This is a genomic window from Nocardia flavorosea NBRC 108225, from assembly GCF_001613385.1.
GTDB classification, from domain to species: Bacteria; Actinomycetota; Actinomycetes; order Mycobacteriales; family Mycobacteriaceae; genus Nocardia; species Nocardia flavorosea.
On sequence record NZ_BDCG01000002.1, the window covers coordinates 652,082 to 673,303 of the forward strand.

Below are 21,222 nucleotides of genomic sequence, written 5' to 3' on the forward strand. Positions count from 1 at the left end.
GGTTGCCACGCCGGACCGCGAGCGACGGGCGCCGCCCCGAAAATTTCACAGGACAAGCGTACTGTTAGGGTTGGGAACCGCGGGGAACCGGCGCCATCCCGGGCCGGCACCTCATGCCAGAGACGTACCGCCGCCGGCACAGCCCCGCCGACGGCGCCCACACCCGACAAGTGGAGCTGACGTGACCAAAAGTATCGATACTTTCGGCGCCAAGGGCAACCTCGAGGTCGGAAGCAACTCCTACGAGATCTTCCGCCTCTCGGCCGTGCCCGGTACCGAGAAACTCCCGTACGCACTGAAGGTCCTCGCCGAGAATCTGCTGCGCACCGAGGACGGCGCGAACATCACCGCCGACCATATTCGTGCGCTGGCCGACTGGGATCCCGACGCCCAGCCCAGTATCGAGATCCAGTTCACCCCGGCCCGTGTGGTGATGCAGGACTTCACCGGCGTGCCCTGCGTGGTCGATCTGGCCACCATGCGCGAGGCCGTCTCCGCCCTCGGTGGCGACCCGGAGAAGGTGAACCCCCTCTCCCCGGCCGAAATGGTCATCGACCATTCGCTGATCCTCGATGTCTTCGGCCGTGCCGACGCCTTCGAGCGCAATGTCGAACTCGAATACGAGCGCAACGGCGAGCGCTACCAGTTCCTGCGCTGGGGTCAGGGCGCGTTCGACGATTTCAAGGTCGTCCCGCCCGGGACCGGCATCGTCCACCAGGTGAACATCGAATACCTGGCCCGCACGGTCATGGTCCGCAACGGGCAGGCCTATCCGGACACCTGCGTCGGCACCGACTCGCACACCACCATGGTCAACGGTCTGGGCGTGCTCGGCTGGGGCGTCGGCGGTATCGAGGCCGAGGCCGCCATGCTCGGCCAGCCGGTCTCCATGCTGATCCCGCGAGTGGTGGGCTTCAAACTCACCGGCGAGATCAAGCCGGGCGTCACCGCCACCGACGTCGTGCTCACCGTCACCGATATGCTGCGCAAGCACGGTGTCGTCGGCAAATTCGTCGAGTTCTACGGCCAGGGCGTCGCCGAGGTACCGCTGGCCAACCGCGCCACACTGGGCAATATGAGCCCCGAATTCGGCTCCACCGCGGCGATCTTCCCGATCGACGAGGAGACCATCAACTACCTGCGCCTGACCGGCCGCACCGACGAACAACTCGCGCTCGTCGAGGCCTACGCCAAAGAACAGGGCATGTGGCATGATCCGGCCAGCGAGCCCACCTACTCGGAGTACCTCGAACTCGACCTGAGCACCGTGGTGCCCTCCATTGCCGGCCCGAAGCGTCCGCAGGACCGCATCGCACTGGACGAATCGAAGACCGCGTTCCGCAAGGACATCCACAACTACGTGGAGGAGCAGTACCCGACTCCGCACTCCAAGCTGGACGAGGCCGTCGAGGAATCGTTCCCGGCCTCGGATCCGGCACCGAACCTCTCCTTCGCCGACGACGGTGCCGTCGATGTCCAGTCCGCGGCGAACAACGCCGAGGGCCGGCCGTCCAAGCCGGTGCGCGTGGTCTCCGAGGAGCGCGGCGAATTCGTGCTCGACCACGGCGCGGTCGCGGTCGCCGGTATCACCTCCTGCACCAACACCTCCAACCCGTCGGTCATGATCGGTGCCGCGCTGCTGGCCCGTAACGCGGTGGAAAAGGGTCTGACCAGCAAACCCTGGGTGAAGACCAATATGGCCCCGGGTTCGCAGGTCGTCACCGACTACTACGAGAAGGCCGGTCTGTGGCCCTACCTGGAGAAGCTCGGCTTCCACCTGGGCGGCTACGGCTGCACCACCTGTATCGGCAACACCGGTCCGCTGCCGGAGGAGATCTCCAAGGCGGTCAACGACAACGACCTCACCGTCACCGCGGTGCTCTCGGGTAACCGTAACTTCGAGGGCCGTATCTCCCCCGACGTGAAGATGAACTACCTGGCGTCCCCGCCGCTGGTCATCGCCTACGCACTCGCGGGCACCATGGACTTCGATTTCGAGAACGATCCACTGGGCACGGACACCCAGGGCAATCCGGTTTTCCTGAAGGACATCTGGCCGTCGGCCCAGGAGATCGACGACACCATCAAATCGGCGATCAGCCAGGAGATGTTCACCAAGTCCTACGCCGATGTCTTCAAGGGCGACGAGCGGTGGCGCAGCCTGCCCACCCCGGAGGGCAACACCTTCGAGTGGAGCGACGATTCCACCTACGTCCGCAAGGCGCCGTACTTCGACGGTATGGGCATGGAGCCGGAGCCCGTCGCCGATATCAAGGGCGCCCGCGTCCTGGCCCTGCTGGGCGATTCGGTCACCACCGACCACATCTCCCCCGCCGGTGCCATCAAACCGGGCACCCCGGCCGCCGACTACCTCGACTCGCACGGTGTGGCGCGTAAGGACTACAACTCCCTGGGCTCGCGCCGCGGTAACCACGAGGTGATGATTCGCGGCACCTTCGCCAACATCCGGCTGCGCAACCAGCTCCTCGACGATGTCTCGGGCGGTTACACCCGCGACTTCACCCAGGACGGCGGCCCGCAGGCATTCATCTACGACGCCTCGCAGAACTACCAGAAAGCCGGTATCCCGCTGGTGGTGCTGGGCGGCAAGGAGTACGGCTCGGGTTCGTCGCGCGACTGGGCCGCCAAGGGCACCCGCCTGCTGGGTGTGAAGGCCGTGATCACCGAATCGTTCGAGCGTATCCACCGGTCGAACCTGATCGGTATGGGCGTGATCCCGCTGCAGTTCCCGCAGGGCGAATCGGCGAAATCGCTGGGCCTGACCGGTACCGAGGTCTTCGATATCGCAGGTATCGAGGAACTCAACTCCGGTACCACCCCGGCCACCGTCCACGTCACGGCGACCAAGGACGACGGGTCGAAGGTGGAGTTCGACGCGGTGGTCCGTATCGACACCCCCGGTGAGGCGGATTACTACCGCAACGGCGGCATTCTGCAGTACGTGCTGCGGAATATGATCCGTAGCTGATCGCCGGTACCGCGAGCCCGGGCACTACCGGGCTCGCGTGCCGGGCCCGTGACCGAGCCACCGGCGCATCCGGTTCACGGGTCCGGTACGCGAGCCGGACCCGAGCAGTCCGCGACGCGCCCGGCAGCCGGAAGGCCACGCCGGCCCCGGATGCGGCACGGTTCCTGCGAGATCACATAGTAGACACCGGGATTCCCCGCCTCGGTCTCGGCCGCGGCGGGGATGCGCGTATCTGTACCTCACCGCCCACCGCTCGTCATTTCGTATCCATCCCCCGCTGTGGAGGAGAAGTCCATGCCCAAGGTCAGCGACGATCATCTGGCCGCCCGGCGCACACAGATACTCGACGGCGCCCGCCGCTGTTTCGCCGAGTTCGGGTACGACGGCGCCACCGTGCGCCGCCTGGAGGATGCCATCGGTTTGTCCCGCGGCGCGATCTTCCACCATTTCCGCGATAAGGACGCGCTCTTCCTGGCGCTGGCCCAGGAGGACGCCGAGCGGATGGCCGAGGTCGCGGCCAATCAGGGCATCGTGCAGGTGATGCGGGATATGCTCGCCGACCCGCAGGAGTACAACTGGCTGGGTACCCGGCTGGAGATCGCCCGGCGGTTGCGCACCGATCCCGAGTTCCGGTCGAGCTGGACGCAGCGTTCGGCCGAGCTCACCGCGGCCACCCTGGCCCGGCTGGAGCGCCGTAAGGCGGCGGGGGCGCTGCGCGACGATGTGCCCACCGATGTCCTGCTGGGCTACCTCGACCTCGTGCTCGACGGTCTCATCGCCCGTATCGCCTCGGGGCATACGAACGAGAATCTCACCGCCGTGCTGGATCTGGTGGAAGCGTCGGTGCGCCGCCGTCCCTGAGTACTGCTGCCTACCGCGCCGTCATGCGGGGGTTCCCCGACGCCGAACAGAGCCGCGGCAGTGCGCACTTTCGAGATGAGCCGGCCCGTGACAGCGACGCGCCACAGTAGTGGCAGGACCGCAACGCCCGGCCTCGCCGACGCGGGAACAAGGGCCGCCCGCGGCGAGTTCGCACCGGTATGACCTTTTCCGTCCCCATCACCGTCCGCGGTTACGAACTCGACGTCCAGGGCCATGTCAACCAGGCGGTCTATCTGCAGTACGCCGAACACGCCCGCTGGGAGTGCCTGGTGGCGGCGGGCCTGCAGGCGGACAAGCTGGCGGCGGCCCGGCTGGGACCGGTGATTCTGGAAACCACCATCAAGTACCGGCGCGAACTGCGCAGCGGTGACGAGGTCCGGGTGAGCTGCGAGTTCGAATGGGGTCCGGGAAAAACCTATCGCATCCGGCAGGAGATGATCCGCGCCGACGGCACCCTCTCGGCCGAGGTGGTCGGTGTCGGCGGAGTCCTGGATCTGGATGCCCGCCGATTGGTCACGGATCCGGCGGGCCGCTTGCGCGCACTGGCCGAAAAACCCGAACTCCTCGGCGGCTGAACGGCACCGGAAAGCATCCGGCAAACTTTCCGGCCGCCGCGCTGTTCTGCCCGGTTTCCGGAAAACTTCCGTCCCGGTAATTTCCCTGGTTTCCAGATCGGCCTTCTGCGGACCCGAATCCGGCGATATCGGCCGCCGCCGTCCCTCGGCGGCGTTATGATCCGGACGCGCTCGGGTCATGGCACATTGCGAGCTAGATCGGAGAAATCAGATGACCGATGTCCTGCCTCCTGTCGGCACAACGCAATCCGACGCGGTGGCCACCCTCGCCGGTGTGCTCCTCGGGGACGACGAGAGCGCTGTCCGGATCCGGGTTGCGGACGGGACGTGGACGTTCGATCCCTGCGATGTACTCGGCATCCGCGAGCACGACGGCCGGTCCGGCGCCCCCGCGGGCGCAGTCCTGGTCGATATCCGTTCCGGCGCAACCGCCGATTTCACCCGCCGGCTCCGCATCGATGTGGGGGAACGGCCGCTGACGCTGGCGGCGCCCCCGTCACCGGCCTTCGGCGACACCCAGCTACGCCGGCTCACCGAAACCTGGGCGCGACGGCTACATCTCGCCGAGTCCCCGCAGCACCCGGCGACCTTCACCTTCGCGCAGACGAGGTCGCACAACAGCAGCGACGACGGTGTCCACTGCGACAGTATCGACTGAGCGGCAGCCCCGATGACCACCCGGCAGGGGTCGGTCCTCATCGTCTCCGACTCCGATGATCTGCACGCCGCGGCGATGCAGGCCACGCTACGAGAACAGTTCGGTGTCACCACGCTACGGCTCGACCTTCGCGATTTTCCCCGGGAGCCGGGCAGTTTCCGGCTGGACGGGTCCACGAGCACGCGGTCGTTGGCGGGCCTGGCCGGCCTCGACGACGTCCGCGCCGTGTGGTGGCGGCGTCCGCACCCCAGCCGGGTCCCGGCCGGGGTCCGCGCCGACGACGACGCCTATCGGCAGGCCGAATGCGATGGGTTCGCGCAGGGTCTGCTGTGGTCGCTACCGGCCCGGTGGGTCAACGATCCCGGCCACGATCGGCTCGCCCACCGCAAAATCGTCCAGCTCGATACCGCCCGCCGCGCCGGCTGCGCGATACCGGAGACGCTGATCACCAATGATCCCGGTGCGGCCCGCGAATTCGTCGAAAACAGCCCGGGCCGGGTCGTTTTCAAACGCACGGGCACGTCCCGGGCGGAATTCGCCGAGACCCGGCTCGTCGAACCCGCCGATCTGGACCGGCTCGGTGCGATCCGCTGGGCGCCGACGATCTTCCAGCGGTATATCGATCCCGAATGCGATCTGCGCGTGGTCTGGGTGGACGGGCAGGAGTGGGTGGTGCGGATCGATTCCCGCGCAGGTGCGGGCCGTGTCGACTCGCGGCTCGACGTCTCGGTCGATTTCTCCCCTGCTCGCCTTCCGGCGGGGGTCAGCAAATCGCTGGCCACCCTGATGGGCACCCTCGGACTCCGCTTCGGCGTGCTGGATCTGCGGGTGGGTCTCGACGGCGAGCACTATTTCCTCGAGGTCAACCCGCAGGGACAGTTCGCCTATCTCGAGATCAAGACCGGGCTGCCGATCTTCGCCAGCCTCGCCGGCCTGCTGGCTCACGGCGACAGCGCGGTGCCCGGCTGACGACCGGGGGATCCGGCGCTGTCCGGGGCACGCCGGGCCTCGCGCCGCCGGGTCGATATCCGGCGGCGGGGCCTGCCAATACGGTGCGGCTAGCGGGCTTTACGACGGTTCGCGCCACCACGGCTGCGGAGCTGCACATGCGACTCCGTCAACACATTGTGGATGAACCCGTAGGAACGCCCGGTCGCACGTGCCAGCGACCTGATGCTCGCCCCTGCTTCGTATTGCTTCTTCAACTGGGACTGCAGGCGGTCGCGTGACTTTCCCGTGACGCGGGTGCCTTTACCCAATGTGCTCTTGCTCTGTACCGGCCTGTCGCCCATGGCTTCCTCCGAGTCGCCGAGCAGCGTCACTCTCAGGCTAAGCATTCGGCGAGCATCCGGCAATGAGTTCTTGTGATGAAACTCACGCGAGCTGAATCAATTCCAGGTACTCGGCCGACCAGTGGTCCTCGGTGCCGTCCGGGAGCAGGATCACCCGCTCCGGATTCAAGGCTTCGGCGGCACCGGGATCGTGGGTCACCAGCACGACCGCACCGGCGTAGGTGCGCAGCGCGTCGAGGACCTGTTCGCGGGAGATGGGGTCCAGGTTGTTGGTCGGTTCGTCGAGCAACAGCACGTTCGCCGCCGAGGAGACCAGCCCGGCCAGCGCCAGGCGGGTCTTCTCACCGCCGGACAGTGTCCCCGCGGGCTGGTCGAGCTGCGGACCGCTGAACATGAAGGCGCCCAGCAGACCGCGTAATTCCTGTTCGCCCGCATCGGGTGCCGCATGCCGGATGTTCTCCCAGACGCTGGCCGTATCGTCGAGGGTGTCGTGCTCCTGCGCGAAGTACCCGACTTTCAGCCCGTGACCGGGCACCAGCGAGCCGCCGGTCGGCTCCTCGGCGCCACCGAGCAGCCGCAGCAGGGTGGTCTTACCGGCACCGTTGAGCCCCAGGACCACCACGCGACTGCCCCGGTCGATCGCCAGATCCACGCCGGTGAAGATTTCCAGCGACCCGTAGACCTTGGTGAGGTTCTCCGCCATCAACGGGGTCTTACCGCAGGGCGCCGGTTCCGGGAATTTGATCCGCGCGACCTTGTCCGCAACGCGCACCTCGTCCAATTCCGCGAGCAGCCGATCGGCGCGTTTGGCCATATTCTGAGCGGCAACGGCTTTCGTGGCCTTGGCGCCCAGTTTGGCGGCCTGGGTCCGCAGGGCCGAGGCCTTCTTCTCGGCGTTGGCGCGTTCCCGGCGGCGACGCTGTTCGTCGGTGGCGCGGGCATCGAGATACTTGGTCCAGCCCATGTTGTATACATCGGCTTCCCCGCGCACAGCGTCGAGGAACCACACCTTGTTCACGACATCCGCGAGCAGCTCCACATCGTGGCTGATCACGATGAGCCCGCCGTCGTGGTTCTGCAGGAACCCGCGCAGCCAGGTGATGGAATCGGCGTCCAGGTGGTTCGTGGGTTCGTCGAGCAGCAACGTGGTGTCGGAGCGTCCGCCGCTGCCGTCGGAGGCCGCGAACAGAATGCGGGCCAGCTCGATTCGCCGCCGCTGACCGCCCGACAGCGTCCGCAGCGGTTGCCCCAGCACCCGGTCCGGCAGGCCCAGGCTGTGACAGATCCGGGCCGATTCGCTTTCCGCGACGTAGCCGCCGAGCGCGGAGAAACGATCCTCGAGCCGCCCGTACTTGCGTACGGCCCGCTCGCGTTCGGTTTCGTCGGCGAGCTCGGCCATGAGCGCCTGCTGCTTCTCCATATCCCGGATCAGTGCGTCCAGGCCGCGGGCCGACAGCACCCGGTCGCGTGCCAGCACATCGAGGTTGCCTTCGCGCGGATCCTGCGGCAGGTAGCCGATATCGCTCGACCGCGTGATCGTGCCGGCGTACGGTTCACCTTCCCCGGCCAGGATGCGCAGGGTGGTGGTCTTACCGGCGCCGTTACGGCCGACCAGGCCGATCCGGTCGCCGGCCTGCACCCGCAGCGCCGGCCCGGGCGCGGACAGCAGGGTACGGACGCCGGCCCGGACCTCGAGGTCGGTCGCGGTGATCACAGATATCTCCTCGGCAGCAGGTTGGGGGCGGTGGCCCGGCGGGTTCGGGCGGGACTTTCCACCCATGATCGGCCGTATCCGGACACGGAACCACCGATTTTACCCGTCCGCACCGTGGCCCTGCCCGCTGCGGCTGCCTCCACGCCGCTGCCGACCGGCAGCCGTCTCGGACACGGTAACGTGCCCGGCTATGAGCACCGATCTGTTGGGTAAGAGCGCGCTGGTCTCCGGGGCCAGCCGGGGTATCGGCTACGCGGTGGCCGCGGAGCTGCTGGGCCGGGGCGCAAACGTGCTGATCACCGCGCGCAAACCCGAGCCGCTGGAGAAGGCGGCCGCCGAACTGCGCGGGTTGGGGCATCAGGGCGAGGTCGTCGCAGTGGCCGGTAACTCCGGTGACCCCGAGGCACGCACGGCCGCGGTCCAGCGGGCTGTCACCGAATTCGGATCGTTGGACATTCTGATCAACAACACCGGCATCAACCCGGTGTACGGCTCCCTGATGGAGGCCGATCTCGACGCGGTCCGCAAGATCTTCGATGTGAACGTGGTCGCCGCCCTGGGCTACATCCAGGAGGCGTACAAGGCCTGGATGGGCGAACACGGCGGCGCAGTGGTGAACGTGGCCAGCGTCGCGGGCCTGCGCTCCACCGGAGTGATCGCCGCCTACGGCGCCTCCAAGGCGGCGCTGATCCGGCTCACCGAAGAACTCGCCTGGCAGCTGGGTCCGAAGATCCGGGTCAACGCGGTCGCGCCCGGGGTGGTGAAGACCAGTTTCGCGGATGCGCTGTACTCGGCCGACGAGGAGGCCGCGGCGCAGGTCTATCCGATGAAGCGGCTCGGTGCGCCGGAGGATGTGGCCCGGCTGATCGCGTTCCTCGCTTCGGAGCAGGCGCAATGGATCACCGGCGAGACGGTTCGCGTCGACGGCGGTCTGCTGTCGACCGGCGGCATCTGAGCAACCACACAGACCCGAGCCGGAGGCAATCGAGCAACCGGAGATATCCCAGGCGCCCGGAGATATCCGAGTTGGCTCGTCGCCGGCCGCGGACGCGCTGTCCGCGGCCCGTCTTTCGTTCGGCCGCTGTTGTGCCGACCGGCCTCAGGACCGGTGCGGCAGATTCTGTATCCGTACCTGACCGCGCGCGACCAGCCGATCCTCCTCGTCGGTGACCAGGACCTGCCACAGCTGCTGCATCCCGCCCCGATGGATCGGTGTGGCCTCGGCGGTGAGTTTGCCCGCGCGCACGGCCCGCAGGAAGTCGGTGGAGTTGTTGACTCCGACCACGATTCCCCGGTCCCCGTACCAGGCCGAGGCGCCGGTGCTGGCGAGCGTTTCCACGGCGGTACACAGGACCCCGCCGTTCTGGATCCCGGCCGGCTGATGATGCTGCGGAGTGACAACCCATTCACCCCGCACCCGGTCCGGGCCCAGTTCGGTCACCTCCAGGCCCATCAGGCCCGCAAAGGTGCCCTTGCTGATCTCGTTCAGCTCCTCGGGGCCGAGATCGGCCATCGACTGCGGGAGCCCGGTCTGCTGTTCGGTCATGTCTCAACAATCGCACGGTGGCCGTGTACAGGGCGGAACCGGTGGCCCGATACACGTCCCGGGATTCACCTTTCGGCTGCGCTCGCTGCCGGCTCTGTTCCGGTGCGATCGAACCCTCGCCGCCCCGCTCGGTCGCCGGCCCCGGAGCGTCTTGTGCGTACGGCGGCCGGGCGGCGCGCCGGCCGTAGGCAATCCGTGCAGAGCTCGGTCCGTCTGCCCTCCGGGAATGAAAGCGGCGGGCCCCACGTGTCGTGGAGCCCGCCGCGCGTCTGGATCGGGGGTCACCGCAGCCCTCGGGACTCTCGCGCGATCCGTACGCCGTTTCCGAGTATAGGTCAGGCTTACCTAACTAGGCAACACGTTGGGCGCGCCGGAGTGCCAGCCCGCGATCCTCGAGAGCCGTCAACAGACCCTCCCCGCGCCGGCCACCCGCCACCGGATCGGCCCCCGCCAGCGCGGGAACGTAGGTCGTGGCACCACACACGGATTCGGCCACCAATGCCCCGAAGCGCCGAGAGCTCAACCCGGCACACCGGGCCAGGGCACCCTGCACCAGCAGGAGCGACGGTTCGCAGCGGTACGCGAGCCATACCCGCATCGCGCGCTCACACGGCAGGGTCACCACACCCGGCGAATCGGCCATCGGATCTCCCTCCACCACGCGAATCGTCGTATCGGCCAGACCCGCCCAGTCGATACCACCGTCGTTGTCGGTATGGATCCAGATGTTCTCCAGCCCCGGATCCCAGGCCCGCCCGTCGGCGACCCACAGTGCCGCGACCCGGCCGACGACCGCATGGATCAGGGCGGTGGCGACCACCTCGGCGGCCGCGGTCGCGCTGATCATCTCCGCGGCGTGCCGCCGGTACATCAGGTCGATCCGCCCCTCACGCAGACCGGTGGACAACGCCCACCAGCGCCTTTTGCCTTGATCGGCCATGGCCGCGGCGGCGTACACCCGCGGATGCCCCGGCTGTAGCGACCGCAGCCGCGAACATGCCGAACCGAACGCCGCCTCATAGGGACGGGGGATGCGCACAGTGGCCAGTTCGGACATTCGAACCTCCTCGGGATCGGCGTTGCAGCAACGGCTTGATCGAAAGATAGGTTAGCCTAACCAGACTTGGCAAGTATTTCGCGCAGACGAATCGAATGCGCAGCACGCCGGCCTCGCACGACCTTCGGAATCACCGCCCGAGCGGGCGAACTGCCAGCTATGACCAATCCCACGACGTTACGACACCCTGTAGTACGCCCAAGTGTCGTTGAAGTCGTAAAATCGAGAGATGGCTGGACTTGGTGAACTCGAGAAAGCGGTTATGGACCAGTTGTGGTCCGCCGACGAACCACAAACGGTCCGGCAGGTGCACGAGGCCCTGTCGGCGCGCCGCGAACTCGCGTACACCACGGTGATGACTGTGCTGCAGCGACTGGCGAAGAAGAATCTCGTGGTGCAACGGCGCGACGATCGCGCACACCGGTACGCTCCGGTACACAGCCGCGACGAACTGGTCGCCGGACTCATGATGGATGCGCTGCAGCAAGCCGACGAGGCCGGCAGCCGGGCAGCGGCCCTGGTGCATTTCGTGGAGCAGGTCGGGAAGGACGAGGCTGCAGCCCTGCGGGATGCGCTCGCTAAGCTCGAAGCAACCGAGGACACCGCACCGCCGCAGTGAGCTCGGACCCTGGCCCCACAACGCAGTGAGCAGAGTCGATGAACGCAGCAGCACCGGCATTCGCCGTACTTGCCTTGCTTCTCGCCGGTCCCGTCCCGGAGGCGCTCAGCCGTGCGACCTGGACCTACCGGGTGCCGCGAGCCGCGCTCGTCCTCTGGCAGGCCATCGCGTTGGCGGCCGTGCTCAGCGCCTTCAGTTCCGGGCTGGCCATCGCCGCCGAACTCCTGGTCCCGGGCCCCGACGGCCGGCCGACCACCAAGCCCACCGATGAGATCGATGCGCTCGGCCTGCCGCTGTGGCTGGCCTACGTCTCGGTTTTCATGCTGACCCTGCTGGTCGGTGCGCGGCTGGTCTACGCGTCGATCAGGGTCGGGATCCACACCCGGCGGCGGCGGGCCCGCCATCGCATGCTCGTGGATCTACTCGACCAGAGCGGACCGGTCCGCCGCGCCGCCGATATCCGGGTGCTCTCGGCCACCGAACCCATCGCCTACTGCCTGCCCGGCCTCCGGCGCCGGGTCGTGGTGAGTGCGGGCACCCTGGACAATCTCACCGAACAGGAACTGACCGCCATCCTCAGCCATGAACGGTCGCATCTGCGGGCCCGCCACGATCTGGTGCTCGAAGCGTTCACCGCGGCGCACGAAGCCTTCCCCCGCTTCGTCCGCAGCAAGTCGGCACTGGATTCGGTGAAACTGCTGATCGAACTGCTGGCCGACGATTCTGCGGTGAAGGTGACCGGGCCCAAACCGCTGGCCCGGGCGCTGGTCGCCTGTTCGAAATCCACCGCCCCGCAGGGGGCGCTCGCGGTCGGTGGCCCGAGCACCCTCATCCGGATCCAGCGACTGGCCGGCCCGCTCGGCGATATGCGTATCGCCGGGGCCGCCTATCTCGCTTCGCTCGCCATCCTGGTGGTGCCGACGCTGGCCGTGGCGATCCCCTGGCTCGTCGAGCTGAGCCGGCTCTTCCGTGCCTGATCCGATATCCGTCCCGGAGCGGCAGTCACCGGAATCCACGGCGCCACCCGTACGCCACCCGTTCGCCCGGCTGGGCCTGCCGGTACTGACGGTCCAGGCGCTGCGGCGCGAAGGTCTCACCGACCCGCTGCCCATCCAGGAAGCGGCCGTTCCCGACGTTTTGGCCGGTCGGGATGTCCTCGGTCGCGCGCCGACCGGGTCGGGCAAAACTCTCGCCTTCGGACTGCCGATGCTGGCCCGCCTCGCCGGACGCCCCGCGATTCCGCGGTCACCCCGCGGGCTGATCCTGGCGCCGACGCGTGAACTGGCGTTGCAGATCGAACGCGCGCTGGAACCCTTCGCGCTGGGACTGCGGCTGGGCAGTGCCGTCGGTGGTATGCCGACCAACCGCCAGGCCGACAAACTGCAGCGCGGTATCGATCTGCTGATCGCCACCCCGGGCCGGCTCACCGACCTGGTCGAGCAGGGCGCCGCGGTACTGGACGCGGTGCAGGTCACGGCAGTCGACGAGGCCGACCATATGGCCGACTTCGGTTTCCTGCCCCAGGTGCGGCGCCTACTGGACGCGACCCCCTCCGACGGCCAGCGGCTGTTGTTCTCGGCGACCCTCGACGACGAATCCGTCCAGGACCTCGTCCGGCGCCATCTTCGCAACCCGGTCACCCACAGCGTCGCCCCCGAACCCACGGCAGCCGTCGCGGTCCACCATCTGCTCTATGTCGAAACGGCCGACAAACCCGCCGTACTGGCGCGAATCGCCGCCCGCGAGGGGCGCACACTGCTGTTCGTGCGCACACAGTACGGCGCCGAGAAACTCACCCGCCGACTACGCGATCAAGGGGTCACGGTGGCCGCCCTGCACGGCGGCAAAGCGCAGAACCGGCGATTGCGTACCCTGGCAGCGTTCGCGGACGGCACCGTGCCGGCACTGGTAGCCACCGATATCGCGGCCCGCGGTATCCACGTCGACGCGGTCTCCCTGGTCGTTCACGCCGATCCGCCCACCGACCCGAAGGACTACGTCCACCGCGCCGGCCGTACCGCGAGGGCCGGCACCACCGGCACGGTGGTGACCGTGGTGACCCCCGAGCAGCGCGCCGAGGTCACCGCCCTCACCGAGGCGGCAGGCGTGGACGTGGTGATCCACACCGTCGGGCCGCAGGACCGGGAACTCCAGCAGGTCACCGGCGCCCGTTCCCCCGCGGGCACACCCGCGGCCCCGGAACCGGCAGCCCCCGGCCATACCCGGCCGCGGAGCGGAACCGGCCGCGGGTACCGCACCGCCGATGCGCCCCGGCCACGCCGCCCACATCGACGCCGGAAGAAGTAATCGTCCCGCGTCCGCCCCCCCACTTCGTCACAACGGCCACCGGCACAGCTGTACGGCGCACTATCGCACTATGGTCCCTCGCGATCCTTACCTGCCCTGTTTCAGGACTGGCCCGCACTCGGTTCGCCGCCGAAACCGCAACGCAGGAGCGTGCCTCTGTTCGCGCGGAGTCGCGGTCGCCGGAGCGGCGTCGATTCGCTGAGCGTGTGTGCCGGTCCGGTGGCCGGTCATGTGCTCGGTGTCGCCGCCCACGATCGCTGTCTGCCGGAGCTTCCGCGGCCGCAGGCCGGACAGCGGGCAGCGCCCGCGATCGTCCGACGCCGGCCGATCGGAGTACTGAGGGATGGCACAGGAGTGCAGTCCAACGGATGACGTACTCGCTTCCTGCCGCCGGAGGATTCGCGCTCGGTTACGGGCTGGGCCATCCGCCGGGCGGCACTCTGCGACCGGTAGCAGGGCTTCACGGCGGCGCGAACAGCCGGGTATCCGCCGGCCGGGCACCTGGAATGCCGGGAGCGGCGCGCGCAATGCCCGCCGCCGCGGTCCGCTGCCGATTACCATGGGTGCAGTGCAGTTTCTCCCCGGACAAACCCCGCCGTACGACCTGACCTACAACGACGTCTTCCTGGTTCCGAACCGCACCGATATCGCGTCGCGGTTCGATGTCGACCTCACCACGTCCGATGGCTCCGGCACCACCATCCCGCTGGTGGTCGCGAATATGACCGCGGTCGCCGGGCGGCGGATGGCCGAAACGGTGGCTCGGCGCGGCGGGATCGTAGTGCTGCCGCAGGACCTGCCGAACAGCGCGGTCGCGGAGACCATCGCGTTCGTCAAGGGCCGCTCGCTCATCGCGGACACCCCGGTCACGCTCACCCGGGATGATTCGGTCTCCGATGCCATGGCGCTGATCCACAAACGTGCGCACGGCGCGGTGATCGTCGTCGACCGGGACCGGCCGGTCGGCGTGGTCACCGAAGCGGCCTGCGCCGATGTCGACCGGTTCGCCCGGCTGCACGAGATCGCCACGACCGATTTCGTCACCGCGCCGGCCACGGCCGAACCGTCCTATATCTTCGACCGGCTCGAGGCCGCTCATGCCGATCTGGCGGTGCTGCTCGCCCCGGACGGCACCCTCGCGGGTGTGCTGACCCGTACCGGCGCGGTCCGGCACGGGATCTACACGCCGGCGGTGGACGGGGACGGGAAGCTGCGGATCGCGGCCGCCGTCGGTATCAACGGTGACGTCCCGGCAAAGGCCAAGGCGCTGGTGGATGCCGGCGCCGATCTCCTGGTGGTCGATACCGCCCACGGGCACCAGGTGAAGATGCTGGAAACGCTGCGTTCCATCCGCGACCTGGGCCTCGGCGTACCACTCGTGGCCGGGAACACGGTCTCGGCCGAGGGCACCCGGGATCTGATCGCCGCCGGCGCCGATATCGTCAAGGTCGGAGTGGGTCCCGGCGCCATGTGCACCACCCGGATGATGACCGGGGTCGGCCGGCCGCAGTTCTCCGCGGTGGCCGAATGTGCCGCCGCGGCCAGGGAACTCGGGGCACATATCTGGGCCGACGGCGGTGTCCGACATCCGCGCGATGTGGCGCTGGCGCTCGCGGCGGGGGCAGCCAATGTCATGATCGGTTCCTGGTTCGCCGGCACCTACGAATCGCCCGGTGATCTGCGGGTGGACCGGGAGGGCAACGCTTACAAGGAGAGCTTCGGGATGGCCTCCAAACGCGCTGTCGCCGCCCGCACCGCCGCCGACCGCGGATACGACCGCGCCCGTAAGGCCCTGTTCGAGGAAGGTATCTCGAGCTCCCGGATGCTGCTGGACCCCGAGCGGCCCGGCGTCGAAGACCTGATCGACCACATATGTTCGGGCGTCCGCAGTGCCTGCACCTATGCCGGTGCCCGCACCCTCGCGGAGTTCCACGACCGCGCCGTCCTGGGAGTGCAGTCGGCCGCCGGATTCGCCGAGGGGCGGCCCCTGCCCGGCGGGTGGTGAGCGGGCAGCCCCGCCGACCGGCCCGTGCACCCCGGTGTACGGGCCGGTACCATAAGGTGCGTCGGCGATGCCGGCCATGAATTCACCAGGACGAAAGGAACCAGTTGTCACCCGCGTCCGAGGGCGCCACTCAGGAGGGCTCATCTATCGAGCCGGGTGACAGACCCGGCGTCCCCCTCCGCACGACCCTCCACCGACCACCTGTTCGTCCGGCCGTCGCTGCCGAAGCCCGCCGGGTGGTGGTGATATGACCGTCGTCCTCACCATCGCGAGCTTGATCGGGTTCGTGGCGCTCACCGCGGGCACCGCCCTGTTCGTGGCCGCCGAATTCTCCCTCACCGCCTTGGAACGCAGCACCGTCGAAGCGCATGCCCGCGACGGTGATGTCCGCGCCCGCGCGGTCCGGCAGGCCCATCGCACGCTGTCGTTCCAGTTGTCCGGGGCCCAGCTCGGAATCACCATCACCACCCTGATCACCGGCTATATCGCCGAGCCGGTGCTGGCCCGCTTGCTGGCACCGCTGTTCGGCCTGGTCGGCATCCCCGATTCCGCGGCCACCGGTATATCGCTGGTTCTCGCGCTGATCCTGGCCACTTCGCTGTCGATGATCTATGGCGAACTGGTGCCGAAGAACATCGCGATCGCGGCACCGCTGGCCACCGCGCGCACTACTGCGGGACCGATGGTGGCGTTCTCGACGGTGTTCAAACCGATGATCCAATTCCTCAACGGCACGGCGAACTGGGTGGTGCGCCGGCTCGGTGTGGAACCGGCCGAGGAACTGCGCTCGGCGCGGTCGCCGCAGGAACTCGGTTCGCTCGTACGCACCTCGGCCCAGCACGGTGCGCTCGATCAGCGCACCGCCCAGATCCTGGACCGGTCGCTGCAGTTCGGGGCGCGCAGTGCCGAAGAACTCATGACACCCCGCGTCAAGATCGAGGCGCTCGAACGGACCGATACCATCGGCGATCTGCTGGCCGCCGCCGCCCGCACCGGTTTTTCCCGGTTCCCGGTGATCGACGGCGATCTGGACAATACGCTCGGTGTGGTCCACGTCAAACAGGCCTTCACCCATCCGGCGCGCACCCGCGCCGGGGTGGGTCTGGCACAGATCGCGCAACCCGTTCCCGTCGTACCCGCGAGCCTGGACGGGGACGAGGTGCTCGAACGGGTCCGCGCCGACGGTATGCAGGTCGCGCTGGTGGTCGACGAATACGGCGGCACCGCCGGCCTGGTGACCATGGAGGACATTATCGAGGAGATCCTCGGCGATGTCCGCGACGAACACGACGAAGAGGAACGCGACGTCCGCCGCGTCTCCGACGGCTGGGACTGTTCCGGGCTGCTCCGGATCGACGAGATCTCCCGGGCCACCGGCTACCAGGCGCCCGAGGGCGAATACGAAACCCTCGGCGGTCTGGTGCTGACCAGGCTCGGCCGCATCCCGGCGGCCGGCGATATCGTCGTGCTGCCGCAGCGGCGCGGCCACGACCGCCGCCATATCGACGGCCCGGGCGGTTGGCTCGCCCGCGTCGAACGGATGGACGGGCGCCGCGTGGACCGGGTCCGGCTCGTACCGGTCGACGACCGGTCGCTCGAACGCGAACAGCAGCCGGCCGGACGGGAGTACCACCATGGGTGATCTGTTCGCTGTCGCGTTCACCGTGCTGCTACTCGCCGGCAACGCCTTCTTCGTCGGCGCGGAATTCGCGCTGATCTCGGCCCGGCGCGACCGGCTCGAGGCGCTCGCCGCGCAGGGCAAACGTAATGCCGATACCGTGATCCGGGCCGGTCAGAACCTTTCGATGATGCTGGCGGCGGCCCAGCTCGGTATCACCATATGCTCGATTCTGCTGGGCCGGGTCGGCGAACCCGCGGTCGCGCATCTACTGGAATACCCCTTCGAACTGGTGGGCCTGCCGGAGGGGCTGCTGCATCCGGTGTCGTTCGTGGTGGCGCTGACCATCGTGGTGATCCTGCACATCCTGCTGGGCGAGATGATCCCGAAGAACATCGCGCTCGCCGGTCCGGAACGCAGTGCGCTGTTGCTGGTGCCGGTGCATCTGGCCTGGTTGCGGATCGCCCGGCCACTTATCGCGCTCTACAACTTCGCGGCCAACGCGACACTGCGCATGCTGCGTATCGAACCGAAGGACGAACTCGAATCGGCGGTATCGAGCGATGAACTCGCCGAGATGATCGGCGAATCACGGTCCGAGGGCCTGCTGGACGAGGAGGAACATCGCCGCCTCACCCAGGCCCTGGGGACCGGGGAACGGTTCGTGGCCGAGGTCATGATCCCGCTGCACCGGATGCGCACCGTGCCGTTACGGGGAGCGGGCGGTACCACGCTCGGCGATATCGAAACCGCTGTCGCCGAAACCGGGTTCTCCCGGTATCCGGTACGGGCCGCGGACGGGTCGCTGGTCGGGTACCTGCATGTGAAGGATGTTCTGGACAAGGTCTCCGACGAGTCGGCCGGACCGAATACCGAGATTCCACGCACCGATATCCGGCCGTTGCCGACCGTCCTGCTGGGCACCACCCTGTACGAGGCGCTGGCCCGGCTGCGCCGCACCAGCAGTCATCTGGGCCGGGTGGTCGATGCCCGGGGGAATACGGTCGGGATCGTGGCGCTCGAGGATCTGGTCGAACAGTTCGTCGGTACGGTGCGTGATGCCACGCACCGGGTGGCCGAATGACGGTCGGTGCCGCTGTGGCGGTCTTCGCCGAATCCGAGTGGCGGCCGCGCGCCACCGCGCACGCCGCCCGCGCCGATGAGCTCGCCGGTGACTATCTGCGCCGGCGCGCCACCGGAACCCGCCACCCGGTGCTCGACTTCCTGTGGACCTACTACGGGCATCGTCCCGCGCAGCTGCGCCGCTGGCATCCGGGGTTCGGCATCGCCTTGGCCGGCGCCGCCGAGTACAGCGGTTTACGCGGTTATCACCGGCTCGACGGGCCAGACACCGCCTCCGGGCCGGTGGTGACCGCCGATCCGCGGTTCCTGCGCGCCCGCGGCGATACCGTGTCCTATATCGCCGGACTGTTGCGTGCGACCGCCTCCCGGCCGGCCCAGCTGTCATGTTTCGGCCTGCACGAATGGGCGATGGTGTACCGCAGCGGCGAGGTCCGCCACGATTCGGTCCCGCTGCGGCTGGGGGCGGCCGGTACCGATGCCGTCCTGGAGTCGATGCCGGTGCGCTGTACCCATTTCGACGCGTTCCGCTTCTTCACCCCGCCCGCCGTGGGCCGTAACAACCGGCATCTCACCCGCGACGACCAGCCGCGCGTCGAACAACCGGGCTGCCTGCACGCGAATATGGACCTGTACAAGTGGTGTTTCAAGCTCAGCCCGCTGGTGTGCTCGGATCTGCTGCTGGATTGTTTCGCCTTGGCTCGTGACGCCCGCGAACTCGATATGCGGGCCAGCCCGTATGATCTGCGGGACTACGGTTACGAGCCCGTACCGATCGAAACCCCCGCCGGCCGCGCCGATTACGTCCGGGCACAGAGCGCGATCGCGGACCGGGCCGAGGTGCTGCGCCGCCGGCTGCTGGATTCCTGCGAATCCCTGTTGGCAGCCCTGGACTGAACACCGCATTCGGCGAAAGCCCTCTTCGGGCGGGCTCCGAATCGCTACCATCACTGGACAATTCCGGATGGTGTCCCAAATGCCGTCCGGGCGGGTCGGACGAGGTAGCTCGGGAAGCGCGAGGAGGCAATGGGGCGTCCCTTCGGAGAACTCCATCGGACCCGGGCGATCGTGCTCGGCGTGGTTACGGTGGTCACCGCGATCCTGCTGCCGGGTAGCGCCACAGCGGATCTGCAGGCCGATATCCACAACGAGGTCCGGGAATTCCTCGACGTGGGCCGTACCGCCGTACCGCGCGCCGAATGCGGCCCCGGCGCCATGCCCGAACCCGGGCTGCAGGGCGACGTTCCGGCGGCCGATCGCGACAGTGGACGCAGCACCCAGGGCTACCGCTGCAATATGTCGATGGTCGGCCAGTTCGCCGGCCGCGGCGCCGGGATCACCTCGACCAGTTTCGAGCACTGCGCCTATATGGGGACCTTCTTCCCCGGGAACCTGCTGCACCAGAACGGCGGGGTGCAGGTCCTCGATGTTGCCGATCCGGCGCATCCGCGCCCGACCGTGACCCTGAACGAACCGGCCATGGTCGCCGGTACCTGGGAGAGCTTGAAGGTGAACGCCCGGCGCAAGCTGTTGGTGGGCACCGGGGTCCCGATGCTGGTCGGGGCCGGATATCTGTCGGTCTACGATATTTCCGACTGCGCACATCCACGGCTGCTGAACCCCGGCCCGGGTACGAACGTCGGTATGCCGCTGCCGATCACGACCCATGAGGGTGGATTCTCCCCGGACGGCAACACCTACTGGGCCTCCGGGATCACACCCGGTTTCCTCAGCGCGGTCGATCTCACCGATCCCGCGAACCCGCGGGTCGTCTGGCAGGGTCTCACCGGTATCACCGCCCATGGTTTCGGGGTGAGCCCGGACGGCAACCGGCTGTATCTGTCGGCTCTCAGCGGCGTCACTGTGCTCGATATCAGCGCGGTACAGCGGCGCGACCCCAACCCGCAGGTGCATCATCTCGGGCGGATGTTCTGGTCCGACGGCTGGGCCACGCAGCACAGTATTCCGGTCACCTACGACGGCCGACCCCATATCTACACCGTCGACGAGGGCGGTTCAGGAGGCGTGAAACTGATCGACGTCTCCGACGACACCGACCCCCGGGTCGTCGCCAAAGTGAAACTGGAGATCAACCTGCCGCAGCATCTGGACAGCAGTATCGCCTCCTCCATGGGAGGTTCGGTGTTCGCGTACGAATCCCATTACTGTGCCGCCGACCGGCCGGCGAACCCCACTGCACTGGCCTGCGGCTGGATATCGTCCGGTATCCGGGTGTTCGATATCCGCGACCCGCACGCGATCCGGGAGATCGCCTATTTCAATCCACCGGCGCGCACCGGACGCAACCTCGAACTGACCAACTCCCCGCATGCGCTGGCGTCACTGCTCGGTATTCCGGCGATGACGGCGCCCAGTGCGGCCCGCGCAGTACTCGAGGGGCAGTTCGACCCGTCGCAGGCGCTCTCCGCGCGGACCGGCAAACTCGCCTTCGGCGATGTCTCGACCGACTGGTGCCTGTCGCCGCCGGAATGGCGGGGCAACGATCTCTACGTGACCTGTTCCGATAACGGTTTCATGGTGTTGCACGTCGACGAATCGGTGTATACACCGCCGGCCGATCAGCAGTCGGTGGTGGGTTCCTGACCGGGGCCCTGCGAGCGCCCCCTGAAACAGCCGAGCCCGGGTGCACTCGGCACCCGGGCTCGGCTCGGCTGTCAGCGACTCACAGCGGCGGGAACCCCGCCGAGCCGGTGGCCATCCAGTTCCAGAAATCCCCCACCCGCATCACGATCAGTGCGGCGATATCGAGCACGGTACTACCCATCGAACAATCCTCACATCAGTTTGCAGATACGGCGGCCCAGAATAGGACCCCCGGCCCATCGGAACAACCGGGCCCCGCCCACGGTGTCACGACTG

General features: G+C 68.0%; 18 protein-coding genes. 14 read left to right on the top strand and 4 right to left on the bottom strand.

The features are described 5' to 3' along the window. Window positions 1-181: 181 nt before the first annotated feature. From NFL01S_RS03150 to NFL01S_RS03170, 5 genes are all read left to right on the top strand, one after another. The gene (locus NFL01S_RS03150; RefSeq protein WP_062971137.1) at window positions 182-2,989 is read left to right on the top strand and encodes an aconitate hydratase; all 2,808 of its coding nucleotides are present in this window, start codon (window positions 182-184) and stop codon (window positions 2,987-2,989) included. 294 nt (window positions 2,990-3,283) lie between these two features. Next, window positions 3,284-3,850 (top strand): TetR/AcrR family transcriptional regulator, encoded by a 567-nt coding sequence (locus NFL01S_RS03155; protein WP_033246288.1) that lies wholly within the window; start codon window positions 3,284-3,286, stop codon window positions 3,848-3,850. Between the two features lie 179 nt (window positions 3,851-4,029). After that, on the top strand, window positions 4,030-4,446 hold the full coding sequence (locus NFL01S_RS03160) for an acyl-CoA thioesterase (RefSeq protein WP_062971138.1): 417 nt from the start codon (window positions 4,030-4,032) through the stop codon (window positions 4,444-4,446). A gap of 211 nt (window positions 4,447-4,657) precedes the next feature. After that, entirely contained in the window at window positions 4,658-5,104 is a 447-nt protein-coding gene (locus NFL01S_RS03165) for a hypothetical protein (RefSeq protein WP_062971139.1), read from the top strand. Window positions 5,105-5,116: 12 nt separating this feature from the next. Beyond that, the gene (locus NFL01S_RS03170; protein WP_062971140.1) at window positions 5,117-6,073 is read left to right on the top strand and encodes an MvdC/MvdD family ATP grasp protein; all 957 of its coding nucleotides are present in this window, start codon (window positions 5,117-5,119) and stop codon (window positions 6,071-6,073) included. Between the two features lie 89 nt (window positions 6,074-6,162). Here the strand turns inward: NFL01S_RS03170 and NFL01S_RS03175 are convergent, their stop codons facing one another. Next, window positions 6,163-6,396, bottom strand: coding sequence for a helix-turn-helix domain-containing protein (locus NFL01S_RS03175; RefSeq protein WP_033246289.1), 234 nt, complete (start codon window positions 6,394-6,396; stop codon window positions 6,163-6,165). 82 nt (window positions 6,397-6,478) lie between these two features. After that, window positions 6,479-8,110 carry an ABC-F family ATP-binding cassette domain-containing protein gene (locus NFL01S_RS03180; protein WP_062971141.1) on the bottom strand — a complete coding sequence of 544 codons (1,632 nt, stop codon included), beginning with the start codon at window positions 8,108-8,110 and terminating at the stop codon, window positions 6,479-6,481. A gap of 190 nt (window positions 8,111-8,300) precedes the next feature. Here NFL01S_RS03180 and NFL01S_RS03185 point away from each other — a divergent pair, with 190 nt between their 5' ends. After that, window positions 8,301-9,065 carry an SDR family oxidoreductase gene (locus tag NFL01S_RS03185; protein ID WP_062971142.1) on the top strand — a complete coding sequence of 255 codons (765 nt, stop codon included), beginning with the start codon at window positions 8,301-8,303 and terminating at the stop codon, window positions 9,063-9,065. Window positions 9,066-9,209: 144 nt separating this feature from the next. Here the strand turns inward: NFL01S_RS03185 and NFL01S_RS03190 are convergent, their stop codons facing one another. Together NFL01S_RS03190 and NFL01S_RS03195 are read right to left on the bottom strand one after the other, a co-directional pair. Further along, window positions 9,210-9,656, bottom strand: coding sequence for a PaaI family thioesterase (locus tag NFL01S_RS03190; RefSeq protein WP_157116187.1), 447 nt, complete (start codon window positions 9,654-9,656; stop codon window positions 9,210-9,212). 349 nt (window positions 9,657-10,005) lie between these two features. Continuing rightward, window positions 10,006-10,713, bottom strand: coding sequence for a hypothetical protein (locus tag NFL01S_RS03195; protein WP_062971144.1), 708 nt, complete (start codon window positions 10,711-10,713; stop codon window positions 10,006-10,008). Window positions 10,714-10,942: 229 nt separating this feature from the next. On the opposite strand from NFL01S_RS03195, the gene NFL01S_RS03200 reads away from it, so the two are divergent. The 8 genes from NFL01S_RS03200 to NFL01S_RS03235 all read left to right on the top strand — a co-directional run bounded on the left by NFL01S_RS03200 (window position 10,943) and on the right by NFL01S_RS03235 (window position 20,946). Continuing rightward, window positions 10,943-11,332 (top strand): BlaI/MecI/CopY family transcriptional regulator, encoded by a 390-nt coding sequence (locus tag NFL01S_RS03200; protein ID WP_033246209.1) that lies wholly within the window; start codon window positions 10,943-10,945, stop codon window positions 11,330-11,332. Window positions 11,333-11,370: 38 nt separating this feature from the next. After that, the gene (locus tag NFL01S_RS03205; protein WP_033246210.1) at window positions 11,371-12,309 is read left to right on the top strand and encodes a M56 family metallopeptidase; all 939 of its coding nucleotides are present in this window, start codon (window positions 11,371-11,373) and stop codon (window positions 12,307-12,309) included. Then, window positions 12,302-13,639, top strand: a complete 1,338-nt coding sequence (locus NFL01S_RS03210; RefSeq protein WP_371851759.1) for a DEAD/DEAH box helicase — start codon at window positions 12,302-12,304, stop codon at window positions 13,637-13,639. Before NFL01S_RS03205 ends, NFL01S_RS03210 begins: the two co-directional genes overlap by 8 nt. 568 nt (window positions 13,640-14,207) lie before the next feature. Next, entirely contained in the window at window positions 14,208-15,644 is a 1,437-nt protein-coding gene (locus NFL01S_RS03215; protein WP_062971404.1) for a GuaB1 family IMP dehydrogenase-related protein, read from the top strand. A gap of 247 nt (window positions 15,645-15,891) precedes the next feature. Beyond that, window positions 15,892-17,286: a hemolysin family protein gene (locus NFL01S_RS03220; protein WP_062971146.1), complete on the top strand. Its 1,395-nt coding sequence runs from the start codon at window positions 15,892-15,894 to the stop codon at window positions 17,284-17,286. Next, a complete protein-coding gene (locus NFL01S_RS03225) occupies window positions 17,279-18,346 on the top strand; it encodes a hemolysin family protein (protein WP_062971148.1) in 1,068 nt (355 codons plus the stop codon). Before NFL01S_RS03220 ends, NFL01S_RS03225 begins: the two co-directional genes overlap by 8 nt. Beyond that, the gene (locus tag NFL01S_RS03230) at window positions 18,343-19,239 is read left to right on the top strand and encodes a hypothetical protein (protein ID WP_062971150.1); all 897 of its coding nucleotides are present in this window, start codon (window positions 18,343-18,345) and stop codon (window positions 19,237-19,239) included. Before NFL01S_RS03225 ends, NFL01S_RS03230 begins: the two co-directional genes overlap by 4 nt. Before the next feature lie 129 nt (window positions 19,240-19,368). Further along, window positions 19,369-20,946 carry an LVIVD repeat-containing protein gene (locus NFL01S_RS03235; RefSeq protein ID WP_062971152.1) on the top strand — a complete coding sequence of 526 codons (1,578 nt, stop codon included), beginning with the start codon at window positions 19,369-19,371 and terminating at the stop codon, window positions 20,944-20,946. Window positions 20,947-21,222 lie beyond the last annotated feature (276 nt).

Excerpts from the sequence above, each read along its gene's own strand:
- NFL01S_RS03170 (WP_062971140.1), top strand. The coding sequence starts at position 5,117 with ATGACCACCCGGCAGGGGTCGGTCCTCATCGTCTCCGACTCCGATGAT.
- NFL01S_RS03235 (WP_062971152.1), top strand. The coding sequence starts at position 19,369 with ATGGGGCGTCCCTTCGGAGAACTCCATCGGACCCGGGCGATCGTGCTC.
- NFL01S_RS03185 (WP_062971142.1), top strand. The coding sequence starts at position 8,301 with ATGAGCACCGATCTGTTGGGTAAGAGCGCGCTGGTCTCCGGGGCCAGC.
- NFL01S_RS03230 (WP_062971150.1), top strand. The coding sequence starts at position 18,343 with ATGACGGTCGGTGCCGCTGTGGCGGTCTTCGCCGAATCCGAGTGGCGG.
- NFL01S_RS03165 (WP_062971139.1), top strand. The coding sequence starts at position 4,658 with ATGACCGATGTCCTGCCTCCTGTCGGCACAACGCAATCCGACGCGGTG.
- NFL01S_RS03225 (WP_062971148.1), top strand. The coding sequence starts at position 17,279 with ATGGGTGATCTGTTCGCTGTCGCGTTCACCGTGCTGCTACTCGCCGGC.
- NFL01S_RS03160 (WP_062971138.1), top strand. The coding sequence starts at position 4,030 with ATGACCTTTTCCGTCCCCATCACCGTCCGCGGTTACGAACTCGACGTC.
- NFL01S_RS03190 (WP_157116187.1), bottom strand. The coding sequence starts at position 9,656 with ATGACCGAACAGCAGACCGGGCTCCCGCAGTCGATGGCCGATCTCGGC.
- NFL01S_RS03195 (WP_062971144.1), bottom strand. The coding sequence starts at position 10,713 with ATGTCCGAACTGGCCACTGTGCGCATCCCCCGTCCCTATGAGGCGGCG.
- NFL01S_RS03200 (WP_033246209.1), top strand. The coding sequence starts at position 10,943 with ATGGCTGGACTTGGTGAACTCGAGAAAGCGGTTATGGACCAGTTGTGG.
- NFL01S_RS03155 (WP_033246288.1), top strand. The coding sequence starts at position 3,284 with ATGCCCAAGGTCAGCGACGATCATCTGGCCGCCCGGCGCACACAGATA.
- NFL01S_RS03205 (WP_033246210.1), top strand. The coding sequence starts at position 11,371 with ATGAACGCAGCAGCACCGGCATTCGCCGTACTTGCCTTGCTTCTCGCC.
- NFL01S_RS03175 (WP_033246289.1), bottom strand. The coding sequence starts at position 6,396 with ATGGGCGACAGGCCGGTACAGAGCAAGAGCACATTGGGTAAAGGCACC.
- NFL01S_RS03220 (WP_062971146.1), top strand. The coding sequence starts at position 15,892 with ATGACCGTCGTCCTCACCATCGCGAGCTTGATCGGGTTCGTGGCGCTC.